At 65.0% G+C, this 22,730-nt stretch carries 18 protein-coding genes and 3 pseudogenes; 10 read left to right on the forward strand and 11 right to left on the reverse strand.

Annotated features, from left to right (window positions below):
* The first annotated feature begins 116 nt into the window (after window positions 1-116).
* The 4 genes from G205_RS07075 (at window position 117) to G205_RS07090 (ending at window position 4,384) form a co-directional block, all read left to right on the forward strand.
* A complete protein-coding gene (locus G205_RS07075) occupies window positions 117-1,466 on the forward strand; it encodes an MFS transporter (protein WP_035752299.1) in 1,350 nt (449 codons plus the stop codon).
* A 103-nt stretch (window positions 1,467-1,569) separates the two neighbouring features.
* A complete protein-coding gene (locus tag G205_RS07080) occupies window positions 1,570-2,547 on the forward strand; it encodes an NAD(P)-dependent oxidoreductase (protein ID WP_009357373.1) in 978 nt (325 codons plus the stop codon).
* Window positions 2,544-3,314, forward strand: coding sequence for an SDR family oxidoreductase (locus tag G205_RS07085; protein ID WP_009357374.1), 771 nt, complete (start codon window positions 2,544-2,546; stop codon window positions 3,312-3,314). The genes G205_RS07080 and G205_RS07085 overlap by 4 nt, the downstream gene beginning before the upstream one ends.
* On the forward strand, window positions 3,314-4,384 hold the full coding sequence (locus G205_RS07090) for an L-idonate 5-dehydrogenase (protein WP_009357375.1): 1,071 nt from the start codon (window positions 3,314-3,316) through the stop codon (window positions 4,382-4,384). The genes G205_RS07085 and G205_RS07090 overlap by 1 nt, the downstream gene beginning before the upstream one ends.
* A gap of 28 nt (window positions 4,385-4,412) precedes the next feature.
* On the opposite strand, the gene G205_RS07095 is transcribed toward G205_RS07090, so the two are convergent.
* The 5 genes from G205_RS07095 to G205_RS07115 form a co-directional block, all read right to left on the reverse strand.
* Window positions 4,413-5,324 (reverse strand): NAD(P)-dependent oxidoreductase, encoded by a 912-nt coding sequence (locus G205_RS07095; protein WP_009357376.1) that lies wholly within the window; start codon window positions 5,322-5,324, stop codon window positions 4,413-4,415.
* Between the two features lie 43 nt (window positions 5,325-5,367).
* Window positions 5,368-6,645, reverse strand: coding sequence for a TRAP transporter large permease (locus G205_RS07100; protein WP_009357377.1), 1,278 nt, complete (start codon window positions 6,643-6,645; stop codon window positions 5,368-5,370).
* The gene (locus G205_RS07105) at window positions 6,642-7,226 is read right to left on the reverse strand and encodes a TRAP transporter small permease (RefSeq protein ID WP_009357378.1); all 585 of its coding nucleotides are present in this window, start codon (window positions 7,224-7,226) and stop codon (window positions 6,642-6,644) included. The genes G205_RS07100 and G205_RS07105 overlap by 4 nt, the downstream gene beginning before the upstream one ends.
* 31 nt (window positions 7,227-7,257) lie before the next feature.
* The gene (locus tag G205_RS07110; protein ID WP_009357379.1) at window positions 7,258-8,280 is read right to left on the reverse strand and encodes a DctP family TRAP transporter solute-binding subunit; all 1,023 of its coding nucleotides are present in this window, start codon (window positions 8,278-8,280) and stop codon (window positions 7,258-7,260) included.
* A gap of 281 nt (window positions 8,281-8,561) precedes the next feature.
* The gene (locus G205_RS07115) at window positions 8,562-9,590 is read right to left on the reverse strand and encodes a LacI family DNA-binding transcriptional regulator (protein WP_009357380.1); all 1,029 of its coding nucleotides are present in this window, start codon (window positions 9,588-9,590) and stop codon (window positions 8,562-8,564) included.
* A 255-nt stretch (window positions 9,591-9,845) separates the two neighbouring features.
* Here G205_RS07115 and G205_RS07120 point away from each other — a divergent pair, with 255 nt between their 5' ends.
* The 4 genes from G205_RS07120 (at window position 9,846) to G205_RS07135 (ending at window position 13,702) form a co-directional block, all read left to right on the forward strand.
* Window positions 9,846-11,201: an NAD(P)H-dependent oxidoreductase gene (locus G205_RS07120; protein ID WP_009357381.1), complete on the forward strand. Its 1,356-nt coding sequence runs from the start codon at window positions 9,846-9,848 to the stop codon at window positions 11,199-11,201.
* Window positions 11,202-11,315: 114 nt separating this feature from the next.
* Window positions 11,316-11,627, forward strand: coding sequence for a putative quinol monooxygenase (locus G205_RS07125; protein ID WP_009357382.1), 312 nt, complete (start codon window positions 11,316-11,318; stop codon window positions 11,625-11,627).
* Window positions 11,627-12,163 carry a gluconokinase gene (locus G205_RS07130; protein ID WP_009357383.1) on the forward strand — a complete coding sequence of 179 codons (537 nt, stop codon included), beginning with the start codon at window positions 11,627-11,629 and terminating at the stop codon, window positions 12,161-12,163. Before G205_RS07125 ends, G205_RS07130 begins: the two co-directional genes overlap by 1 nt.
* A 129-nt stretch (window positions 12,164-12,292) precedes the next feature.
* On the forward strand, window positions 12,293-13,702 hold the full coding sequence (locus G205_RS07135; RefSeq protein WP_009357384.1) for an aldehyde dehydrogenase family protein: 1,410 nt from the start codon (window positions 12,293-12,295) through the stop codon (window positions 13,700-13,702).
* A gap of 70 nt (window positions 13,703-13,772) precedes the next feature.
* Here the strand turns inward: G205_RS07135 and G205_RS07140 are convergent, their stop codons facing one another.
* From G205_RS07140 to G205_RS07165, 6 genes and pseudogenes are all read right to left on the reverse strand, one after another.
* On the reverse strand, window positions 13,773-14,159 hold the full coding sequence (locus tag G205_RS07140) for a hypothetical protein (protein WP_009357385.1): 387 nt from the start codon (window positions 14,157-14,159) through the stop codon (window positions 13,773-13,775).
* A gap of 165 nt (window positions 14,160-14,324) precedes the next feature.
* A complete protein-coding gene (locus G205_RS07145) occupies window positions 14,325-14,750 on the reverse strand; it encodes a heat shock protein transcriptional repressor HspR (protein WP_009357386.1) in 426 nt (141 codons plus the stop codon).
* Between the two features lie 15 nt (window positions 14,751-14,765).
* Window positions 14,766-15,735: pseudogene (locus G205_RS07150) on the reverse strand (DnaJ C-terminal domain-containing protein).
* A 90-nt stretch (window positions 15,736-15,825) separates the two neighbouring features.
* Entirely contained in the window at window positions 15,826-16,512 is a 687-nt protein-coding gene (locus G205_RS07155) for a nucleotide exchange factor GrpE (RefSeq protein ID WP_009357388.1), read from the reverse strand.
* A 3-nt stretch (window positions 16,513-16,515) separates the two neighbouring features.
* Window positions 16,516-18,386, reverse strand: a pseudogene (gene dnaK / locus G205_RS07160) (molecular chaperone DnaK).
* Between the two features lie 575 nt (window positions 18,387-18,961).
* A pseudogene (locus G205_RS07165) lies at window positions 18,962-21,102 on the reverse strand (MMPL family transporter); the annotation flags it as partial.
* A gap of 192 nt (window positions 21,103-21,294) precedes the next feature.
* On the opposite strand from G205_RS07165, the gene G205_RS07170 reads away from it, so the two are divergent.
* Entirely contained in the window at window positions 21,295-21,807 is a 513-nt protein-coding gene (locus tag G205_RS07170) for a MarR family winged helix-turn-helix transcriptional regulator (protein ID WP_009357390.1), read from the forward strand.
* A 47-nt stretch (window positions 21,808-21,854) separates the two neighbouring features.
* Window positions 21,855-22,673 carry a methyltransferase domain-containing protein gene (locus tag G205_RS07175; RefSeq protein WP_009357391.1) on the forward strand — a complete coding sequence of 273 codons (819 nt, stop codon included), beginning with the start codon at window positions 21,855-21,857 and terminating at the stop codon, window positions 22,671-22,673.
* The last annotated feature ends 57 nt before the right edge of the window (window positions 22,674-22,730 follow it).

Here is a 22,730-nt window from a genome sequence, read left to right on the forward strand (position 1 = left end):
TTGCCGTTTGTTCAACTTGCTGTATTGTGTTCAGCATAGTGATCGACGCAACAGGGTGTCGTTGCTATCCCACCACCAGGCCAACGTGGGCCTGGAGTGCGTTTAAGGGAGTTACTGTGACAACTCGTACTAAATCACCGCAGATTGAGGCGGGCGGCGCCGTCGTCGAACCGGAACAGCTGCGAAGGGCAACTCTTGCCAGCTCCGTGGGGTCAGCCCTCGAATACTACGATTTCTACATCTACGGCCTGGCGTCAGCGCTGATCTTCGGCCCCCTGTTCTTCTCCCCCCTGGGTGAGAGCGGCGCCGTCATCGCCTCCTTCGCAACCTACGGCGTCGGCTTTGCCGCAAGGCCGTTCGGCGGCGTGGTTTTTGGCTACATCGGAGACCGTTTCGGCCGCAAGATGGTGCTGATCCTCACCATCGGCCTGATGGGCATGGCGAGCTTCGCCATTGGCCTCCTGCCCACGTTTGAACAGGCGGGAATGCTCGGTGCCGTCCTACTGGTGGCCCTGCGCATCCTCCAGGGCCTGGGAGCCGGCGCCGAGCAGGCGGGCGCCACCACGCTGATCTCCGAGGTGGCCCCGCCCCGCCGTCGTGGTTTCTTCGCTTCGCTGCCTTTCGTGGGCATCCAGCTCGGCACCCTGCTCGGTGCCGGCACGTTCGCCCTGATGGCCCTCGCGGACAAGGAGGTCCTGCAGGGCTGGCTCTGGCGGGTGCCGTTCCTGGCCAGCGTCATCCTGATCGTCATCGCCGTCTTCATCCGGCTGCGGCTCAAGGAAACCCCGGTGTTCCAGGAGCTTGAAAAGCACAAGGCCGTGGTCAAGAACCCTGTGGGCCAGATCTGGAAGCACTCCAAGAAGAACGTGCTTGTCGGCATCGGCCTGCGGATGGGCGAGAACGGCAACTCATCGGTCTACTCGGCGTTGCTGGTCTCGTTCATCAGCCTTCCGGCAGGCGTCTTCCCGGGAGACAAGTTCATTGGTCCCACCGGCCTGCTGATCGCCGCCGGCTGCGCGGCCGTCATGGTGGTCGCTTTCGGTGCCCTGTCCGACCGGTTCGGCCGGGTGCCCGTCTACCGCTACGGCGCCCTCTTCCAGGCCCTCATTGCACTGCCGGCCTTCTACCTGGTCACGCTGGGCAACCCCGCCCTGGTATGGGCAGTCATGGTGGTGGGCATCGCCCTTGGCGTGCAGTCCATGCTCGGCCCGCAGTGCGCCATGCTGCCCGAGCTTTTCGGTTCCCAGCACCGGTTCACCGGCGTGGCCCTGAGCCGTGAACTTTCGGCGGTCCTGGCCGGCGGCTTCGCCCCGATGATCGGCGTTGCCCTGCTCGCCGCAACCAACCACTCCTGGTTGGTTCCCGCGCTGTACTCGCTGGTCCTGGCAACAATCTCCTTCATCACCACGTTCTTCACACCCGAAACGAACGGGCGCGACCTGGTGGTGGTGGAGGACGCCAGGTAGCAGTCCCTGAAACCCCTGGGGGCGGCCTCTGCGGGGGCCGCCCCCAGGGGTCGTCAGCAGCCCAAGCACTCCCCACATCCCACAGGTCACCAAAAGGTTGAACATGAAGCACGCCAGCACCTCCCCCGCTCCCCCTGCTCCTTCCGATCCTCCGCAGCGCGCAGGCTTCGTCGGGCTGGGGCTGATGGGCGCCCCGATGGCCGCGAACCTGCTCACAGCGGGGTGGGGCGTTACCGGATGGAACCGCTCGCCGTCGGCAGTTGAGGACCTCGTCCGCCTGGGTGGGTCCGCCGCCACAACAGTGGAAGACCTTCGAAACGAACCCGTCATCATCTTCATGCTCCCGGATCTTCCCCATATCGAAGAGGCTGCGGGCGGGCTCCTCGACGCGTGGCGGGCCTCACCGCCCGCACCGGGAACGCTTGTGGTGGTGATGAGCAGCGTTTCGCCCGTGGGCGTCCAGGCCTTCGGCCACGCCGTGCGCGAAGCAAGCGCCGGGAACGCCGCAGTGCTTGATGCCCCCGTCAGCGGCGGCACGCAGGGCGCGGAGCAGGGGACGCTGGCCATCATGGCCGGCGGTTCCGAGGAGGACTTTGCGCGGGCACTGCCCGCGCTGCAGGCCATGGGCACAACAGTGCGCCGGCTCGGCGGGCTGGGCGCCGGGTCCCTGGCGAAGGCATGCAACCAGCTGATCGTGGGCACCACGACGGCGGCCCTCGCCGAAGCGGCCGGGCTTGCGGAACGCTCCGGACTCGACGTCGAAGCACTCTTCGACGTCTTGTCCGGCGGGCTCGCAGCCAGCCGGGTGCTGGAGGTGGTGGGCCCGCGGCTGGCAGCGGAGGATTACACGCCAACCGGACCGGCCAAGTTCATGCACAAGGACCTGTCCTTCGTGCTGGAAAGTGCCCGCAGCGTTGGTGCCGCGGTACCGATGGCATCTGCCGGCGTCGAACTCTATGCCCACCTCATCAGGCAGGGCCTGGGAGACTTCGACCTGGCCGTAGTGCGGCAGGCCATTGCCAACCTCGGCACCGCTTCCCCGGGGAACGCTCCGGCGACTATCAAGGAGACTTTGTCATGACCGCCCTTTTCGACCTGACCGGACGTACAGCCCTGGTCACGGGATCAAGCCGTGGAATCGGCAATGCCCTTGCCCGGGCCCTGGCGGACGCCGGCGCCACGGTGGTGCTGAACGGCGTCAACCCGGAACGGCTCAAGGCCGCCGAAGCCGCAATGGCCGCCGATTTCGCGCCGGGCCGGATCCACAGCTGCGCCTTCGACGTCACCAATGACACTGAAGTTGCTGACGCTATGGCGTGGGTGGAAGAAAATGTGGGTCCGCTGGAGATCCTGGTCAACAACGCCGGCATCCAGCACCGCGTGGCCATGCTTGACCTGGACGTCAAGGACTGGGAGCGGGTCATCAGCACCGACCTCACCAGCGCGTTCCTGGTGGGCAGGGCGGCGGCCCGCTTCATGATCCCCCGGGGCCGCGGCAAGATCATCAATATTTGTTCGGTCCAGACGGACCTGGCCCGGCCCACCATCGCACCGTACATCGCCGCCAAGGGCGGGTTGCGGAACCTCACCCGCGCCATGACGGCGGAATGGGCGGCCGCCGGTTTGCAGATCAACGCGCTGGCACCCGGCTACATCCACACCGAGATGACCCAGAACCTGGTGGATGACGAGCAGTTCAACTCCTGGATCCTCGGGCGGACCCCTGCGCACCGCTGGGGCACGCCGGAGGACCTGGCCGGCCCGGCAGTCTGGCTGGCTTCCAGCGGTTCGGACTTCGTGAACGGCCAAACCATCTTCATCGACGGCGGAATGACGGTGGTGGTCTGATGCGTACCGTGGCCGAACTTCCGGCGGCGGGTCCCGCCGTCGTCGCCCATGCTGCAGGCGACCTGCGCATTGAAAGCATCCCGCTGCCGGCGGCCCGTCCCGACCAGGCAGTGGTGGAGATCGCCTACGGCGGCATCTGCGGCTCCGATCTGCACTACTGGCTGCACGGCGCGGCCGGGGAATCGGTCCTGAAGGCCCCGATGGTGCTGGGGCACGAGATCGTGGGGACGGTCATCCGTGCGGCAGCTGACGGATCCGGACCGGCGGAGGGCGCACCGGTCGCCGTGCACCCGGCCACGCCCGGGCCGGGAGACGGTCCTGCCTACGCCAGGTATCCGGACGACCGGCCCAACCTGTCCCCCGGCTGCACCTATCTTGGGAGTGCCGCGCGGTTCCCGCATACGGACGGGGCCTTCAGCAGGTACGCCACCTTGCCGTCGCGGATGCTGCGGGTCCTGCCGGCGGGACTGGACCTGAAGACGGCGGCGCTGGTCGAGCCGGCCAGCGTGGCCTGGCATGCCGTGGCCCGCGCCGGTGACGTCAGGGGCAAGACTGCCCTGGTGGTGGGCTGCGGCCCGATCGGCACACTGACCGTTGCCGTCCTCAAGCGCGCGGGCGCGGCCCGGATCGTGGCGACGGACCTGCACCGGAAACCCCTGGAAATCGCCCGGGCAGTGGGTGCGGACGAGGTGCTGGAAGCAAGCGACGCTGAAGCACTGGCTGCGGTTGAGGCCGACGTCGTCATCGAGTCCTCCGGCTCCCACCACGGACTGGCGACGGCCATCAAGGCAGCGGTCCGCGGCGGAAAGGTGGTGATGGTCGGCCTGCTGCCGTCCGGACCGCAGCCTGTCCTGATTTCACTGGCCATCACGCGGGAACTGGAACTGCTGGGCTCGTTCAGGTTCAATGACGAGATCGACCAGGTCGTCACTGCGCTGGCCGACGGGTCCCTGTTCGTGGATCCGGTGGTCACCCACGTCTTCCCGCTGGAACGCGGCCTCGAAGCTTTCGAAACGGCCAGGAACTCGGCCGAGTCCGGGAAGGTCCTGCTCGACTTTGCCGGCGCGTAGGGGTATCCCCTCGCTTGCGTGGAGGTTCTCAGGTCTCAGTGAAAGCGCCGTTGCGCTGAGCAAGGGTCCGGAAGATTCCTGTGTGGTCAAGGGCGCCGTCGCCCCGCTCGACCATATCCTCGAAAAGATCCTGGATTACCGAGCTCAGCGGTAGCTCCAGGTGTGCTGTTCTGGCCGCTCCGAGCACGAAGTTGAGGTCCTTCAGCTGGTTTCGGGCGCTGCCGCCACCTGTGAAGTCGCCGTCAATCCATCTGTGCCCTTTTTGGCGCAGTACTTCGGAGTCGGCCAGCCCACCCCGAAGCAGTTCAAGCATCACCGATGGATCCAGTCCCCCGCCGCGCGCGAGAAGCATAGCTTCGGAAACTGCCGTGACCGTGCCGGCGACCACGACCTGGTTGCAGGCCTTGGCCAGTGCGCCCGAACCCCCGGAACCCATGTGCCGGATGGTGCTGCCCACCAACTCGAACACCGGGACGACCGAGCTGAACGTGTCCGCGTCCCCGCCCACCATGATGCTCAGGGTGCCGTTTTCGGCGCCCACGGTGCCGCCACTGACGGGGGCGTCAAGGACTCGGACCCCATGTTCGCGAAGCATCCGTTCGCCAAATGCCGCCACTGCCCCCGGCGAGACTGTCCCGTGCACGACGAGTATGGGCCGGGAAATGCCCCTTGCTGTCCATCCGGCTATCAGGCCCTCTTCTCCCGGAAGCAGCGATTCGACGTGGTTTAGGTCCGGCAGCACGGTGAGAACTATGTCGGCAGCCGCCTCACGAGGTGAGGCCGCAACGCGGACGCCCAGGCCAACCAAGGCCTCCGCCTTTGAAGCTGTCCGGTTCCAGACTGTCAACTCGCCGTAGCCCTTCAGCAGCCGCCGCGCCATGGGTTCGCCCATCGGCCCTAGTCCCATCAGGGCAAGTGCTGGGCGGTCAGGTTCAGGCATTGGGATCCTTTAGTGAATGGGGTTAGCGAACTGAGGGAAGGCGTTACTGGTTGGCCAGGAGATTGGATGGCCACAGGATAAGTTGCGGGAAGATGGCCAGCATGACGACGGCAACCACCATGACCACGTAGAGCGGCACCGCGGCCTTCACAATCTTTTCCATCGGCAGCCCGCTGACATAGGACGCCGCGAACAGGCAGACGCCGACAGGCGGCACGACCAGTCCGACGGCAAGGGCGGCAACGAGGAAGACGACGAAGTGGATGGGATCCACACCGGAAGACACAGCCGCGGGCATGAGCACCGGTGTGCACAGCAGGATGGCTGCGACTTTGTCCATCACAGTTCCGATGATGATCAGGATCATGCCGATCAGCAGCATGACGATGGTGGGGTCAGTACTGACGCTCAACAGCCAGCTGCTGACCTTCGCCGGCAGCCCGTCAATGGTGAAGATGTAAGAGGCGACGCCGGCGATCATGGCGATGAGCAGGATAGTGCCGGTGGTGAGGCCGGCGTCCACGATCATCTTGGGCATCTGGCGCCACTTCATGTCCCGGTAGACGTAGATGCCGACCAACAGGCTGTAGAAGACGGCGACGGCGGCCGCCTCCGTGGGGGTGACGAGCCCGCTGAACATGCCTACCAGGATGATCACTGGGCCGCCCATGGCAGGGATTCCCTCGAGGACGATCCTAAGGCCCTTCTTGAAAGGCGTCCTTGAGACCTCGCCGTAACCGTGACGTGCTGACAGGAAGAAGTTCACAAGCATCAGGACGATGATCAGGACAACGGACGGGCCAAATCCTCCTGCCAGGGCGGCGCCTACCGAGACGTTCGCTGTGGAAGCGGCGATGATCATAAGGATGCTCGGCGGTATCAGTGAGGACAGGGTGGCCGTGACCATGGTCATCGCTGCCGCGTAAGGCCTCGGGTATTTATGGTCAGTCATGGCTTTGATCTCGATCTTGCCAAGGCTGACGATGTCGGCGACTGAGGAACCGGAGATGCCGCCGAAGACCGCGCTCGATGCGATGTTCACCTGGCCAAGGCCGCCACGGAAGCGGCCGAAGATGACTTCGGCGCCACGGAAGATGCGATCCGAAATACCCCCTCCGGACATGAGGTTGCCGGCCAGGACGAACAAGGGGACAGCAACCAGCAGGAAGCTGTTCATGGAGCTCATCATGGACTGCGGCAACAGTTCGAGGGGAATATCGAAGATCAGCAGCGTGGCGATGACGCCGATGCCGAGTGAGACTGAGAGCGGAACGCCCAGCAGCAGCAGGAGGAGGAAAATCCCCAGCAGGGTCAGGCTCATGATGCGATCATCTCTCCTTTGAGGATCCTCTTACGCATATACGGGGAGAAGTAGACGGTCGTGATGTGGGCGACGATGGCGAGTGCCGCGCTGATCACAAGGGGCAGGGTTACCAGGAACATCTTGAGTCCCAGGGCAGGACTGGACTCTCCAGCGGAGTATTGCTGCAGCATCAGTTCCCACGTCTTGTAGATCAGGACACTGAAGAAGACGGTCCCGCAGACGGCGTAGAGATGCATGCTGACCTTTTTAAGCCAGGCTGGTCCCCACGCCACAACGAAGTTCACCCGCGGGTGCACGGCAGCCCGGAAGCCTGCTGCCATCCCCAGGAAGGTGGTGTCCATGAACAGGAAACGGGTCAGTTCCTCGGTCCACGACAGCGAGGCTCCCATCTGCCGGCTGACCATTTGGGCAGCAAGGCTGAGCAGCATCGCGCAGATGCCGACGAAGAGGAGAGCATCCACGGCCTTCCAGATCAGACCATGAGGTTCCGAGACGTCGCTGACCGGAACCACCTGGATGCTATCTTCGGCCGCCTGGTGTTCGGCCCCCCGGACTGGGGTGGTCCCATCATCATGCACTGAACTTGTCTCCTGCACTGGACCCGTCATCTTAACGTCCGAGGAATTCGAGGCTTGACTGGACGAATTCCTTGCCAACCTTGCCCTCAAGCTCGGGGTAAACCTTCTGTGCCGCCGCCTGGAACTCTTCCCGTGCTTCGGGCGTCAGCTCGTTGATCTTCACGCCTTCGCCCTTCAGCTTGTCGAGGGTCTTGGTGGCTTCGTCGTTGTCGTACTTTGTCTTGAAATCAGCGGTCTCGTCTGCAGCTTCCTGCAGGACCTTCCGGGTGTCCTCATCGAAGGAGTCCCACTTTTTCTTGCTGAACCCGAGGACGAGCCCGTCGGAGATGTGGCCCGTCAAGGAGAGGTAGTCCTGGACTTCGAAGAACTTGTTGTTGACTGGTACTTCCAGAGGGTTTTCCTGGCCGTCGATAGTGCCGAGCTGCAGGGCGGTGTAAACCTCTTTGAAGTCCATCGGCGTCGGGTTGGCGCCCAGTGAGCCAAAGAACTTAACCCAGAGGTCATTCTGCGGTACGCGGAGCTTCAGGTCCTTGAAGTCCTCGGGCTGGGTGATGGGGCGCATCGAGTTGGTGGTGTGCCGGGGGGTACGGGTCAGCATGGACACGCCCTTGATGCCCAGCTTGTCCAGTGAGCCCAGCAGTTCCTTGCCCGGCTCGCCTTCAAAGTACTTGGTGACCTCCTCCGAGTCCTTGAAGAGATAGGGAAGGCTGACGGCGTTCATCTTCGGCTCGAAGGACGCGTACACCGAGGTCGACATGATGGTGGAGTCCAGCGTGCCGTTTCCAAGCAGGTTGACGGCGGCGTTCTGGTCTCCGCCGAAGAGGGTGCCGTCGGGGAACGTCTCGACCTTGACCTTGCCGTCGCTCAGCTCGGCAACCTTGTCGGCGAAGTGCTTTGCGCTCACGCCCATGGAAGAGGTTGCTGGGTCGCCGATGCCGAGGCGGATCGTGGTGCTGGCCGCGCCGGCACCCGGGGCCCCGCCGCAACCGGTGAGGGCAGTAGTAACGGTGAGTGCAACGGCCGCAGCTGCGGCGGCCAGGATGCGCTTTGGCATCTGATTCTCCTTTGAATACTTGCTGGTTCCTGACCTAGGGGGACAGGGTACTGATGCTTTGACGGCGGTAATTGCGGCGTACTGGGCTGTGCAGATATGGCCGAGAACTGCTCTTGCTGCTCTCTCGTCCCGCGTGCCCAGCGCCTTCCAGATAGAAGTCAGGCGTGCAGGTGCACGCTTGCAGACCAGGATGGAAGATCGTGGTACCAGTGGAACCGGTACACTTTTTTACCATAGGCCCGGCGCTGCTGTAAACCATTCAGGAGCGGATGCCCGTTTGGTTACTTCGATAACTGCAGCCGGGCAACGCTGGACCGCTCAACCAGTTCGGCGGCTACGCGGATGACGTTGCGTTTTTCCGACGTCTTGCCCTGCGTGTTGGACAACGCGAGCTGCACGGAATGACGGGCGAGCAGATCTATGGGCTGTTTGACGATCGTCAGGGCCGGGGTCATGAGTTCGGTCCAGGGTGAATCTTCGAAGACGATGACGGACAGCCTCCCGGGAATGTCGATCCCGGCATGGGAAAGGCGCCGCAGAACTTCGGTTACCTGGGCAGTGTTTGCCACCACCAAAGCGGTGGGCGGCTCTTCGATATTGAGCAGCGCCGACGCGGCGTCTCCCCCGGCAGGGCCGCGGAACGCGGCATGCCGTATCAGGAGCTCATCCGGCTCCAAGCCGGCCGTCTCCAGGGCTTGCCGATAGCCGGCAATCCGGTCCCTTCCGGTAGTGGAGGAAGCCGGCCCGGAGATGATTCCGATGCGCCGGTGGCCGTGGGCTGCAAGAAGGGCCGTTGCAGCCCGGGCGGATTCGAAGTTATCGATGCTGACAACGTCAACCTCGGGAAGCGAAGGAATTGACCGGTCGACAAAGACCACCTCAGTTCCCAGATCCTGGAGCTGCTTCCAGGTGGCAAGGTTGTTGCCGGTCGGGGTCGCAATAATCCCACTGACCCTGCGTTCGATTAATGTCGCCAGACGTTCTGACTCCAGCTGGTCATCCTCCTGCGTGGTCATCAGCAGCACCTGGATTCCGCGGGAGTGCGCCTCCTGCACCACCCGGTCGGCGAGCCGGGCAAAAAAGGGGTTGGAGACATCGGCGAGCAGCAGCCCCAGCGTTGTGGGCGGGCCGTACTTGAGCTCCCTGGCTGCCGTGCGGGGGTGATAACCAAGGTTCTTCATCACCTCGTTTACTCTCCCGCGCGTGGCCGCGGCGACCGGGCCCGAACCCGGATTCAGCACCCGGGAGACGACCGCAACGGACACCCCGGCCGCCTGGGCAACATCGCGGATGGTCGGTTGTTTCTGCACGCCTACTCCTTGCCTGGCACTTCCTGGACACCTGGAACCTTTTCAGCCTAGGGCTTGACGGTGAGCCCGCGCCTGTGACATAAAAGTGTACCGGTTCCACTTATTTTACCTTAGTTCGGTCCCGCTTAGTTCTGCAGCCCATTACCCAATGGCGGCGAGGCGCAAGGTGAAAAGCAGAGCCCCCACAGCTGCGGTTGATCACAGACCAGCCCGCATCCCTTCCGGAACAGCGCCGTATCCCTTGAAAGGCAACCCATGAACCTGCACCACCTCCTGACCCAGCGCGAAGCCGACGGAGAGCCCATCCGGGTCGGCCTGATCGGCGCCGGACGCTACGGGACGATGTACCTGGCCCAGGCAAACAACATTCCGGGTATCCACGTCGTCGCCATCGCCGACATCAACGTCAAGCGCGCCGAAGGTGCTTTCGAACTCGTTGGATGGCCCAAAGACCAGATCGCCCCGGACATCGCAACCGCCCTCAGGGACCGCTCAACCGCGATTGTGGCCAACGCCGACGAGCTTTTCGACGTCGACATCGACATCATCGTCGAAGCCACCGGTAACCCCATCGTTGGCGTCAAGCACGCGCTGCGCGCCATCGACACGAAAAAGCACATCATCATGGTCACCGTCGAAGCCGACGCCCTGGCAGGGCCCGCACTTGCCAAGCGGGCAGAAGCAGCCGGCGTTGTCTACTCAATGGCATACGGCGACCAGCCGGCGCTCATCATGGAACTCGTCGACTGGGCCCGCACCAGCGGATTCGACGTCGTCTGCGCCGGCAAGGGCGCCAAATTCCTCGAGCACTACCACGAGATGAACCCCGACAACGTCTGGGAAAACTGGGAATTCTCCAAGGAACTCACCGACTCCGGGCAGCTGAACCCCAACATGCACACCTCCTTCCGCGACGGCACCAAGGCCGCCATCGAAATGGCCGCCGTCGCCAACGCGGCAGGACTGGTGCCCTCTGACACCGGCCTGACGTTCACACCAGGAGACGTTGAGGAAATTGCCACAATCTGCCGCCCCGCCGACGTCGGAGGAGCCCTCGCGCACGAAGGGACCGTCGACGTCATGTCCAGCGTCAACCGCGACGGCACCTGGATCCCCCACAACACCCAGGAAGGCGTCTTCGTCGTCGTGAAGGCAACGAACGCCTACGTCTCCGGCTGCTTCAACGAATACCCCTGGCACCCGGACCCCACCGGCCAGTACGCCGCCCTGTACCGCCCCTACCACTATGTCGGCCTGGAACTGAACGTATCAATAGCCAACGCCGTCCTCCGCGGGATCCCCACGGGTTCGCCCACCGGCTTCTTCGGCGACGTTGTCGCCACCGCCAAGAAAGACCTCAAAGCCGGTGAATTCCTTGACGGCGAAGGCGGATACACCGTCTGGGGCCAACTCGTTTCCGCGAAGCACTCCGTCACCACCGGCGCCCTGCCGGTTGCGCTGGCCCACCACGTGGAACTTCGCAATGACGTACCCAAGGGCGGCATCGTCCGCTGGGAAGACGTCATCATGGACGACTCGCTCGCCCAGGCCCTCGAACTGCGTCGCGAAACCGAGGCCCTTGCCCTCGAGGAAAACCTCGCCCGCAGCTAAGTCCGAAACACTCTGCAGACGTTCGGCGCGGACCCACGGACTTCAGCCGCCGGTCCGCGCCGCGTCCGCAAGCACCCTCCCGCGCCCACACCCTCCTACTAGGAGACACCTCATATGACCATCGTCGTCACCGCTGCTTTCAGCCCGAAGGAAGGCGCCTTCGACCAGGTCGTCGCCGCCCTCTCTCCAGCAATCAGTGAAGTGCACCAGGAACCCGGCTGCCTGCTCTATGCGATACACGAAGCCCCAAACAACCAGATATTCATGATCGAAAAATGGGAATCAGCTGAGCTGCTCGACGCCCACGGCCAAGGTGAACCGGTCAAACGCCTGAACGCCTCCCTCGAAGGCCTGCTGGAAAAACCCGTCGTCGTGACCAGGCTCGTGCCAATCCCCGCAGGAACAGCACAACAAGGAGCGCTGTAGTGAATAGCCCTATTGTTGTCATGGGCGTGTCGGGCGCGGGCAAGACTGAGGTAGGCACTGCCCTGGCAGCCCGGCTCGGGGCAACCTTCAAGGACGCTGACGACCTGCACCCCTTGCCGAACGTTCAAAAGATGGCAGCCGGCGTACCGCTCACCGATGAAGACAGATGGCCGTGGCTTCGCCTGGTCGGCGCAGAACTCGCGGGCGAACACGCTAACGGGATCGTGGTTGCCTGTTCGGCCCTCAAACGCGCCTACCGTGACGCTATCCGCGCAGCCGCCCCTTCCACCAGGTTCATCCTGTTAAAGGTCGAGCCTTCGGTATTGCAGCAGCGGTTGGTCCAGCGTCCAGGACACTTCATGCCTGCATCCCTTCTCACCTCACAGCTGGAGACACTTGAGGCCCTGGAAACGGCCGAAGCCGGAATGACCTTGATATCCGAAGGCGGCATTGAAGCGGTCACCGATCAGATTCTCGCAAATCTCCGCCGAGGACATCTCGCAGTAAAGGCCGGTATCAATCAGAACGGAACATAAGACCGTTCCTTCCACGCCAAGGGCCTTGCGCCAAAAGACAAGAGCGGAGCCGGGCCGCTACACCACACTGAGGGGTAACCCGCTACGCCGCCCGGCTGGCGTCCTTGCCTACTCGAAGTGGAGTAACCCTTGGAAACCTACGATGCGCTCCTCGAATCCATCACGCCCACGTCCGGACAAACCCGGACCATCCTGAACCCTGCCACGGGCGAAGCCGTGGGCGAGGCCCCCATCCATGACCTCGAATTCCTGGAGCACGCCGTCGCCACCGCCGTCGAAACCCAGCCCGCCTGGGCGGCGCTGGGCCACGAGGCAAGGTCCGCCGCGCTCCTGAAAGCCGCCGACGCCGTCGAACGCTCCGCCGAGGAACTCGCCCAGCTGCTCTCCCGCGAACAGGGCAAACCCCTCAACGGACCCAACGCCCGCTTTGAAGTGGGCGCCTGCGTGGCCTGGCTCCGCGCCACCGCCGGCCTGCCGCTGGAACCGGAAACGATCGTGGACGACGGCCAGACCCGCGCCGAACTGCACTACAAGCCCATCGGCGTCGTCGCCGCCATCGGCCCCTGGAACTGGCCCATGATGATCGCCATCTGGCAGATCGCCCCTGCCCTGCGCATGGGCAACACCGTCGTCGTCAAACCCTCCGGCAACACCCCGCTCTCCGTCCTGGCCCTGGTCAAGGTCCTCAACGAGGAACTACCCGAAGGCATCCTCACCACAGTCTCCTGCGGCCGCGACGTCGGAGCCCGCCTCACCGACCACCCCGCGATCGGCAAAATCATGTTCACCGGCTCCACCGCCGCCGGCCGCGCCATCATCAAATCCTCCGCCGACACCGTCAAACGCCTCACCCTCGAACTCGGCGGCAACGACGCCGGCATCGTCCTGCCCGACGCCGACCCCAAAACCATCGCCGAAGACATCTTCTGGGGCGCCTTCCTCAACACCGGCCAGACCTGCGCCGCCCTCAAACGCCTCTACGTCCACGACGACATCTACGACGCCGTCTGCGACGAACTCACCACCGTCGCCAAAGCCATGCCCATGGGCAACGGCCTGGACGAAACCAACGTCCTGGGCCCACTGCAGAACAAAGCCCAATACGACGTCGTCGCCAACCTCGTCCAGGCAGCCAAAGACTCCGGCGCCCGCATCCTCCTCGGCGGCAACCCGGACCCCGACCAGCCCGGCTACTTCTACCCCACCACCCTGGTCGCCGACATCGACAACAACAACCCGCTCGTCGCCGAAGAACAGTTCGGGCCGGCCCTGCCGATCATCCGCTACAGCACCATCGACGAAGCAGTGGAAAAAGCCAACGCCCTCGACGTCGGCCTCGGCGCCTCCGTCTGGTCCTCCAACCCCGCCGCCGCCCGCGACGTCGCCACCCGCATCCAGGCCGGCACCGTCTGGATAAACCGGCACGGCGCCGTGGACCCCCGCATCCCGTTCGGCGGAGCCAAACAATCCGGCTACGGCCTCGAATTCGGCGTCGAAGGCCTCAAGCACCTCGGCGTCCCCCAGGTGATCAACGGCTAGGAAAGCGTTGGAGACGGGAGCCCCGCATGCCGGCCGGTGTGCGGGGCTCCCGGGCTTTTGGGGGCTGCCGCTACCCCATGGCCGGGGCGGTGGAGGTGCGGCCGGCCAACTGCCGGCGGGCCCAGCGGGCCAGCTTCTTGCCCTTGCCCTTCCACCAGTTGTCCTCGTCCTTGTCATGGTGCAGCCGGAAGATGATGGCAACCAGGACGAACATGCCCATGACCACGTCAACCCAGGACGCCACCACCAGGGCGATCAGCACAGTGAGTCCGTTGGCGATGATGGACGGGACGGCCAGTGTCCGGAACACGGTGCTGGCCACGTACCTCCGGTGCGACCGCGGAACGGACAAGGCACGCACCATGTCGAAGCACACGCAGACCACCACGATGGTCTGCCCGATGGCCAGCAGGATCTGGCCGGGAACCGAGCCGCTGAACGCGGCCACGGACTCCATCCCCGGGCTCATGGCCGGGCCTTATGCTGAGAACCACACATCAAAAACCCCCAGAAACTGATGGAACCACCGCTGATCCAGCGGTGGTTCCATTGAAGTTTCCGGGGGCGGACGGGGCACGAGTAGTGGGTACTCGAATTTCCCGGGCCGCCTGAAGCCAGGTACCTATTGCCCGATGGCCCTGGGCCGCCACAGCACCACGGCCTGCGATCGGGGCCGGGGGCGCTGGCCGCGGGCCAGGCTCACCACGTCGCCCGCCGCGCCGGCGGCGAAAATGCGGGAATCGAACGGCTGCGGTCGGCGGCCGAGTTCCTCGGTGAGTTCAGAGACGCGCCGCTGCAGGGCGGCCACCTGGTTTTCGAGCTCCAGGATGCGCTTGATCCCCTCCAGCGAAACGCCTTCCTGGGACAACCGCTGCACCTCCCGCAGCATGTTGACGTCCCGCTGCGAGTACCGGCGGGACTTCCCCGGCGCGCGGCTGGGCTTGACGATGCCCAGCCGGTCGTACTGCCGCAGGGTCTGCGGGTGCATGTCCGCCAGCTCGGCCGCCACCGAAATCACGAAGATGGGCTGGTCAGCGTTGATGTCCACCGAACACCTCCGCTGCTAGAGCCGGGCCTTGGCGGCCAGGCCCTCACGGACGTCCGCACCGGCTGTGGCGTCGGCAAAGGCCTTGACCGCGGCTTCGGCTTCCTTGTTCAGATTCTTCGGAACCGCGACGTCGATGGTCACCAGCAGGTCGCCGGTCACCTTCGAGGTCTTCACGCCCTTGCCCTTCACCCGCAGGGTACGGCCCGACGGCGTCCCCGCCGGAACACGGACCGCACCTTGTCGCCGTCGATGGTGGGCACCTCGATGTCGGCACCCAGCGCAGCTTCCGGGAAGGTGACGGGGACATGGATCCGCAGGTTGTCGCCGTCGCGCGTGTAAAACGGATGGGGCTGGACGGAGACGGACACCACCAGGTCGCCGTTGCCGGCGGGGCTTGGCTGGCCCTTGCCGCGGACGCGCACTTTCTGGCCGTCCTTGATGCCGGCCGGAACCCGGACGTCGATCACTTCACCGCTGGGTTCCCGCAGGCCGATGGTGGTGCCGCGGATGGAACCGGCAAAGGAAATGCTGGTGGAGGCGGTACGGTCCGCGCCCTTCTGCGGGGCCCGCTGGAAGCCGGTCTGGCCGAAGCCGCCGCCGAACAGGTCGGCGAACTCGGGCGGGATCCCGCCCGCGGCTGGGTTGAACCCGCCCGCATGCCGGCCCGTATTGCCGGTGAAGAGGCCGCCGAACAGGTCCTCGAACCCGCCGTTGCCGGCGCGGCGCTGCCGGGGGCGAACCGGGCACCGCCACCCATGGCACGGATGGCGTCGTACTGCTGGCGTTCCTCGGGATCGGACAGCACCGAGTAGGCCTCGGAGATGTCCTTGAACTTCTTCTCGGAGGCAGTGTTTCCCGCGTTGGTATCAGGGTGGTGCTCGCGGGCCAGCTTCCGGTAAGCCTTCTTGATATCGGCGTCGGAAGCGTCCTTGGCAACACCAAGGATCTTATAAAAGTCCTTGTCCACCCAATCCTGGCTAGCCAATGGCGTTTCCTTTCAAAAGTTATGGGTCGGTGGTTGAGCCTCAGGGTTTCGACAGGCTCAACCACCGAGACTCAACCACCGAATGTAATGCTACGCAGGGACCGCGACGATAACCTGGGCTGCGCGGAGGACGCGTTCTCCTGACTTGTAGCCGGAGCGGAGCACCTGGCTGACGGTGTCAACCTCGATGTCCTCGCCGGGCTGCTGGATCAGGGCCTCGTGGATCGTGGGGTCGAACTCCACGCCGGTTTCGTCGATGCGGACCAGGCCGTAGGTCTTCAGCGCGTTCTCCAGCTTGGTGGCGATCGCGGCGAAGGGACCGTCGGTCAGGTCGCCGTGCTGCCGCGCGGCGTCGACGTCGTCCAGGACCGGAAGCAAGGAGTTCAGGACGCCGATGACGGCCATCTCCCCTGCCACGGCGCGGTCGCGTTCGACGCGCTTGCGGTAGTTGACGTACTCGGCCTGCAGGCGGAGGAGATCGTTCTTCAGTTCGACCGCCTCTGCATTGCCGGAGCCAGCCGGAACCCCCTGGGCCACGGACTCCTCGGCGGGCACCTCGATGCCGTTGAGGATTTCCTCGGCCTGGGCCAGTGCGTCGCCGTCCGAATCCTGGGCGTCGGCTCCGGATTCGGGGGCGGCGGGCTGGCTGCCCTCGGGGTGCCGTGCCTGGCCGGTCACCGGGTCAACCTTGCGGTTGTCCCGGATGACCGGTTCGGAGGCGCCGCCCTGCTGGCCCGCGGATGAGTTGTGCTCTTCCTCGTTACCGTGGTGCGGCATGGTTTACTTCTTCGCTTCGTCTTCGTCGATGATCTCGCGTCGACGATGTCCTCGTCGGCCTTGGACCCTTCCGGACCTGCTGCGCCTTCGGCACCCGCGGCACCGGTGGCGCCGTCGGGCGAACCGGCCTGGGAGTAAATGGCCTCGCCGAGCTTCGTCTGGGAAGCCTGCAGCTTCTCGAACGCAGCCTTCACAGCGGCATCGTCGGTGCCTTCGAGGGCCTTCTTGAGGCTGTCGACGTCGGCCTGGACCTCGGTCTTCACCTCTTCCGGCAGCTTGTCCGCGTTGTCGGCGATGAGCTTGTCCACGGAGTAGGCGAGCTGCTCGGCCGTGTTGCGGGTGTCGGTGGCCTCGCGGCGGGCCTTGTCCTCGGCTGCGTGCTCCTCGGCGTCGCGGACCATGCGGTCGATGTCTTCCTTGGAGAGCGCGGTGCCGCCGGTGATGGTCATGGACTGTTCCTTGCCGGTGCCCTTGTCCTTCGCGGAGACGTGGACGATGCCGTTCGCGTCGATGTCGAAGGTGACCTCGATCTGCGGGATGCCGCGCGGTGCCGGGGCGATGCCGGTGAGTTCGAAGGTGCCCAGCGGCTTGTTGTCGCGGGTGAACTCACGCTCGCCCTGGAAGACCTGGATGGCCACCGACGGCTGGTTGTCGTCTGCCGTGGTGAAGGTCTCGGACCGCTTGGTGGGGATGGCGGTGTTGCGCTCGATCAGGTGCGTCATCACGCCACCCTTGGTTTCGATGCCGAGGGACAGCGGGGTGACGTCGATCAGGAGGACGTCCTTGCGCTCACCCTTCAGCACACCGGCCTGCAGGGCTGCACCAACGGCCACGACCTCGTCCGGGTTGACGCCCTTGTTCGGTTCCTTGCCGCCGGCCAGTTCCTTGACCAGGTCGTAGACGGCAGGCATACGGGTGGAGCCACCAACCAGCACGATGTGGTTGATGTCCGTCAGCTTGATGCCGGCTTCCTTGATGACGTCGTGGAACGGCTTCTTGGTCCGCTCCAGCAGGTCCTTGGTGAGGTCCTGGAACTTGGCGCGGGTCAGCTGCTCGTCCAGGTGGACCGGGCCGTCAGGGGTGACGGACAGGTACTGGAGCGAGACGTTGGTGCTGGTGGAGGAGGACAGTTCCTTCTTGGCCTGCTCGGCAGCTTCGCGGAGGCGCTGCAGGGCGATCTTGTCCTTGGAGAGGTCGATGCCCTTGACCTTGAGCTGGTTCAGCAGGTAGTCAACCACGCGCTGGTCCCAGTCGTCGCCGCCGAGGCGGTTATCACCGGCGGTGGCGCGCACCTGGATGGTGGAGAAGTTGTCTTCGTCCTTACCGACTTCCAGCAGGGAGACGTCGAACGTACCGCCACCGAGGTCGAAGACCAGGATGAGTTCGTCTTCCTTGCCCTTGTCCAGGCCGTAGGCGAGGGCCGCGGCGGTGGGCTCGTTGACGATGCGCAGGACATTGAGGCCCGCGATCTCGCCGGCTTCCTTGGTTGCCTGGCGCTCGGCGTCGTTGAAGTAGGCGGGAACGGTGATCACAGCGTCGGTGACCTTCTCGCCCAGGTAGGACTCGGCGTCGTTCTTCAGCTTCATGAGGATACGCGCGGAGATTTCCTGCGGCGTGTACTTCTTTTCGTCGATCGCCTTGGTCCAGTCAGTGCCCATATGGCGCTTGACGGACGAGATGGTGCGTTCGATGTTGTTGACTGCCTGGCGCTTTGCGATTTCGCCAACCAGGACTTCGCCGGACTTGGAGAATGCAACCACGGACGGCGTGGTGCGGCCACCCTCGGCGTTGGCAATGACGGTGGGCTCGCCACCTTCGAGAACGGAGACGACGGAGTTGGTGGTTCCGAGGTCGATACCTACTGCACGTGACATTGTGTTGCTTCCTTCTTTCCTTGGAAACTTGCTGGCGCCCGCTAATTGAGCGTTCTGCACTCAACTTACTCAGGCCCTCGACGATGTCAAGCAAAGTTGAGTCGAGTGCACTCAACTCTTTGCTAGGCATCTCTCCGGCCTGAGGCTGCCTTCCCCGTGTTGGCGCGGATTCCGGGACACGGGAAAGCCCGACGGCGGCTCACCCTTTCGCTAGGGGTGAACCTGCCGCCGGGCTAATTCCGCCGTGGCGCCTACCGCTCAGCGTCCGGATCGCCGTGCAGCGGACCGCGCTCTTCGGAGGTGGTCATGACCTGTCCGTCAGTCAGGCCTTCACGGACGGCATCCTCGTTCCGGAAGTCCTCGGCCGGGTTCTCAAGGTCGCCCTCGCCGTACTGGCCGCCTTCCCCTTCCAGCCCCGGCTCAGTGCTGCCCCGGCGGGCGTGCTCATCAAAGGCTGCTTCGTGGCTTTCGGTCATGGCGGCACCTCCTTCGAGTCCGCGTCCGTGCGGGCACAGTGGAAGTCTACCCAGCAGGCGTTTTAGCCAACAGGGCTTCATCCGGTCCGGCCGTTCTTCAGCCTCCGGCCGGGAGAGCTTGCCGGGCCACCAGATTTTCGGGCCGATGTCGTAAGCCAGCGCAGGCACCAGCAGCGAGCGCACCAGCACCGTGTCCAGCAGGACGCCGAACGCCACGATGAAGGCCAGCTGCACCAGGAACATGATGGGAATGACGCCCAGCGCCGCGAACGTGGCCGCGAGCACCACGCCCGCGGACGTGATCACCCCGCCGGTCACGCCCAGGCCGCGGAGGATGCCCGGGCGGGTGCCGTGCTTCAGGGACTCCTCCCGGACCCGGCTCATCAGGAAGATGTTGTAGTCCACGCCCAGGGCCACCAAGAACACGAAGCCGAACAGCGGCACGGTGGCGTCGGCACCCGGGAAGCCAAGGATGTTGTTGAACACCAGCGCGGACACACCCATGGCTGCAGCGTAGGAGAGCACCACGGAGAGCACCAGCAGGACCGGTGCCAGCACGGACCTCAGCAGCAGCATCAGGATAAAGAGGATCACCACCAAAACCACCGGGATGATGATCACCAGGTCACGCTGGGCCGTGGTGTTGGTGTCCAGCGCGGTGGCGGTGACGCCGCCCACCAGGCACCCGGGTCCACGGCCTTGACGTCCACGCGCAGGGCCTTGACAGCTTCTTCGGCCTCGAGGGAGTCCGCCGCGGAGTTCAGCGTGGCATTGATCAGGACCTTGCCCTCGCGGACGTCGGGCTCGCTGGGGGTCCCGGGGGCGCCGGTGATGGGCACGCTGCCTTCAGCCAGCAGGTACGCCTCGCCCACGCCGTCGGCCGCTTTCACGGCGTCCAGCACTTCCTGCGCCTTGCCTTCGTCCGCAACCACGACGGCGGGACTGCCGCTGCCGGCGTCGAAGTGGCGGGCCAGCGCGTCCTGGCCGTCCACCGCATTGGACGCGGTGAGGATGACGTCGGTCTGCGGGACACCGTTGGCCTTGAGTTGGAGGACGCCGGCGGAGGCCGCCACCAGCAGGAGGACGGAAGCGATCCAGATAGTCCGCGGACGCCGCCGCACCAGTTCACCGGTTGCCCGCCACAGCCCCTTTTGGCCCTCCAGCCCCGTGACCAGCTCGGGCTCGCGCTCGTCAGCGGGGGCCAGCTTTGGCCGGAACGGCCAGAAAGCGGTACGGCCCAGGAGGGCCATCAGGGCGGGCAGCAGTGTGAGTGCGGCGAACAGCGAGCAGATGATGCCTGCGGCCGCCACCGGCCCCAGCGCCTTGTTGGAGTTGAGGTCCGAGAAGAGCAGGCAGAGCAGGGCGATGATGACCGTGGCGCCAGACGCCAGGATGGGCTCGAACGAGGTCCGCCAGGCCGTCAGCGCCGCGGCCGTCCGGTTGGTGGTGTGGGTCAGCGCCTCACGGAAACGCGCCACGTAGAGCAGGGCGTAGTCGGTGGCCGCGCCGATCACCAGGATGGAGAGGATCCCCTGGCTCTGGCCATTCAACTGGATCCAGCCCGCCTGCGCCATGCCGAAGACCAGCAGGATGGCGGCACACAGGGCGAACACCGAGGTCAGGAGCACCATGAAAGGCAGGAGCAGCGAGCGGTACACCACCAGCAGGATGACGAACACAGCGGCGAGCGCCACGAGCAGGAGGATGCCGTCAATCCCGGCGAAAGCGGCCACCAGGTCGGCCGCGAGGCCGGCGGGCCCGGTCACGAAGGTCCGCATCCCCTCAGGGGCAGCTTCAGCTACGAGGTCGCGGAGTTCCTTCACCGCCTCCTGCACTTCCACCTCGGACTCGCTGATGGGTGCGATGAACTGGACCGCCTTGCCGTCCTCCGACGGAATGGGCCCAATCACCGCGCTGCCCAGCTTCAGCTCTTCCAGGTCAGTCCGAAGGGCAGCCACTTCACCCAGCTGGGCGGGAGTGAACGGCTCATCGCTTTCGATGACGATGACGCCCGGCACCTCGTCGGAGTCCCGGAACTTGGCCTGCCAGTCCTGCGCGGCAGTGGCCTCGGCACTTGCCGGAAGGAAGGAGGCCTGGTCGTTGGAGGAAACCTCCTCCAGGCGCCCGAAGGTGGGGCCGCCCACGCCGGCGAGCGCCAGCCACGTGAGCACCAGGATGACGGGGACCAGCCAGCGCAGCCAGAACGGAACGCGCTCTCTGCTTACGGTTTTGTGTTTCATGATGCCTTCCGGACGTACCTCACACGAACATTAGTTCCAGAGTAGACTATCTCCATAGTAGAGATAAGTGTCCATCAAGGTTTTTCTTAGAGCTCGCCATCAAGGCACGCACGGCGGGGCTGAAGTAGTATCCGTCAGTACGGCTGGGCAAACCCGGCGGTGATGCCCACCAGAAGGAAAGAGGAGGCGGCCATGGCAGCAAGCGGCCCCGCGGACACGCCGCGCCCTCCGGCAGTCCCTGGGCAGAATGGCGGCCCCCATCCCCTCGTCCGGCTCCTGCAGGAATTCACGCTGGAGGCCAACCGGTACGTGGACACGGCCGGCGGCAGGAAGGACATGCACCGCACGGACCTGAATGCTCTGGCCGTGATCATGCGGCACACGGCCAAGGGAAATCCGGTCACGCCGGGACTCCTCCGCAAGGAGTTGCACCTTAGCTCCCCCGCTACCACGGCGCTGATTGACCGGCTGGACAGCTCCGGCCACGTGGTCCGTGAGCGCGGCAGTTCCGACCGGCGGCAGGTGCAGCTGAAGATGACGCCCAAGGCCTTCCAGGAGGGAGGGGCCATTTTCGAGCCCCTCTCGCGCCGCATGGGTACTGCCATGGCGGACTTCTCCGAGGAGGAGCTGGAAACCGTCTCGCGGTTCATGACCGCGATGGTGGAAGCCACGGTGGCGGCGCGCGAAGAATCCGCGGCGGATTAGGCTGGCGAAATCCTTCCGCGCCGCGGCGTGAGGGGTAGCGTTTGGTTATGAGTGCCCAGCAGCCCGAAGAAGACGTCTACACGCACGGCCACCACGAGTCAGTGGTCCGCGCCCATGCCGCCAGGACCGCCGAGAATTCCGCCGCCTTTGTCCTGCCCCACCTGACCCCCGGCTCGGACCTGCTCGACGTCGGCTGCGGACCGGGCACCATCACCTGCGACTTCGCCGCCCTCGTCTCGCCCGGCAAGGTCACCGGCCTGGACCGCTCACCGGACATCATCGTCCAGGCCCAGGCGCTCGCCGTCGAACGCCAGGTGCCGAACGTGGAATTCGTGGCCGGCAACATCTACGACCTCGAGTTCGAGGACGAGACGTTCGACGTCGTCCACGCCCACCAGGTGCTGCAGCACCTCACCGACCCGGTGGAGGCCCTCCGCGAAATGCGCCGCGTGGCCAAGCCGGGCGGCATCGTTGCCGTGCGCGACGCCGATTTCCACGGCATGAGCTGGTACCCGGCCATCCCGGAACTCGACGAATGGATGGACCTGTACCAGCGCATTGCGCGCCGCAACGGGGCAGAGCCCGACGCCGGACGGCGGCTGGTCAGCTGGGCGCAGTCGGCGGGGTTCACGGACGTTGCCCCCTCCAGCAGCAACTGGCTGTACGCCACAGGACAGCAGCGCCGGTGGCAGGCCCGCGTCTGGGGCGAGCGGGTGCTGCACTCAGCATTCGCGGAGCAGGCGCTGGAGTACGGCTTCGCCAACCCCGCGGACCTGGCACGGATCTCCGCCGGATGGCACCGATGGGGTTCAACCGACGACGGCTGGTTCCTCATCCCCAATGGGGAGGTCATCGCCCGGGCTTAGGCCTGCGGGGACAACGAATTCTGGGCCGAAGCTTATGCCGTGCGCGGCGAGGACGTT

This window comes from Arthrobacter nitrophenolicus (assembly GCF_000332815.1).
GTDB classification, from domain to species: domain Bacteria; phylum Actinomycetota; class Actinomycetes; order Actinomycetales; family Micrococcaceae; genus Arthrobacter; species Arthrobacter nitrophenolicus.

Coding starts and splice junctions, on each gene's coding strand:
- G205_RS07080 (WP_009357373.1), top strand. CDS start 1,570: ATGAAGCACGCCAGCACCTCCCCCGCTCCCCCTGCTCCTTCCGATCCT.
- G205_RS07085 (WP_009357374.1), top strand. CDS start 2,544: ATGACCGCCCTTTTCGACCTGACCGGACGTACAGCCCTGGTCACGGGA.
- G205_RS07090 (WP_009357375.1), top strand. CDS start 3,314: ATGCGTACCGTGGCCGAACTTCCGGCGGCGGGTCCCGCCGTCGTCGCC.
- G205_RS07095 (WP_009357376.1), bottom strand. CDS start 5,324: ATGCCTGAACCTGACCGCCCAGCACTTGCCCTGATGGGACTAGGGCCG.
- G205_RS07100 (WP_009357377.1), bottom strand. CDS start 6,645: ATGAGCCTGACCCTGCTGGGGATTTTCCTCCTCCTGCTGCTGCTGGGC.
- G205_RS07110 (WP_009357379.1), bottom strand. CDS start 8,280: ATGCCAAAGCGCATCCTGGCCGCCGCAGCTGCGGCCGTTGCACTCACC.
- G205_RS07120 (WP_009357381.1), top strand. CDS start 9,846: ATGAACCTGCACCACCTCCTGACCCAGCGCGAAGCCGACGGAGAGCCC.
- G205_RS07125 (WP_009357382.1), top strand. CDS start 11,316: ATGACCATCGTCGTCACCGCTGCTTTCAGCCCGAAGGAAGGCGCCTTC.
- G205_RS07140 (WP_009357385.1), bottom strand. CDS start 14,159: ATGGAGTCCGTGGCCGCGTTCAGCGGCTCGGTTCCCGGCCAGATCCTG.
- G205_RS07155 (WP_009357388.1), bottom strand. CDS start 16,512: ATGCCGCACCACGGTAACGAGGAAGAGCACAACTCATCCGCGGGCCAG.
- G205_RS07170 (WP_009357390.1), top strand. CDS start 21,295: ATGGCAGCAAGCGGCCCCGCGGACACGCCGCGCCCTCCGGCAGTCCCT.
- G205_RS07175 (WP_009357391.1), top strand. CDS start 21,855: ATGAGTGCCCAGCAGCCCGAAGAAGACGTCTACACGCACGGCCACCAC.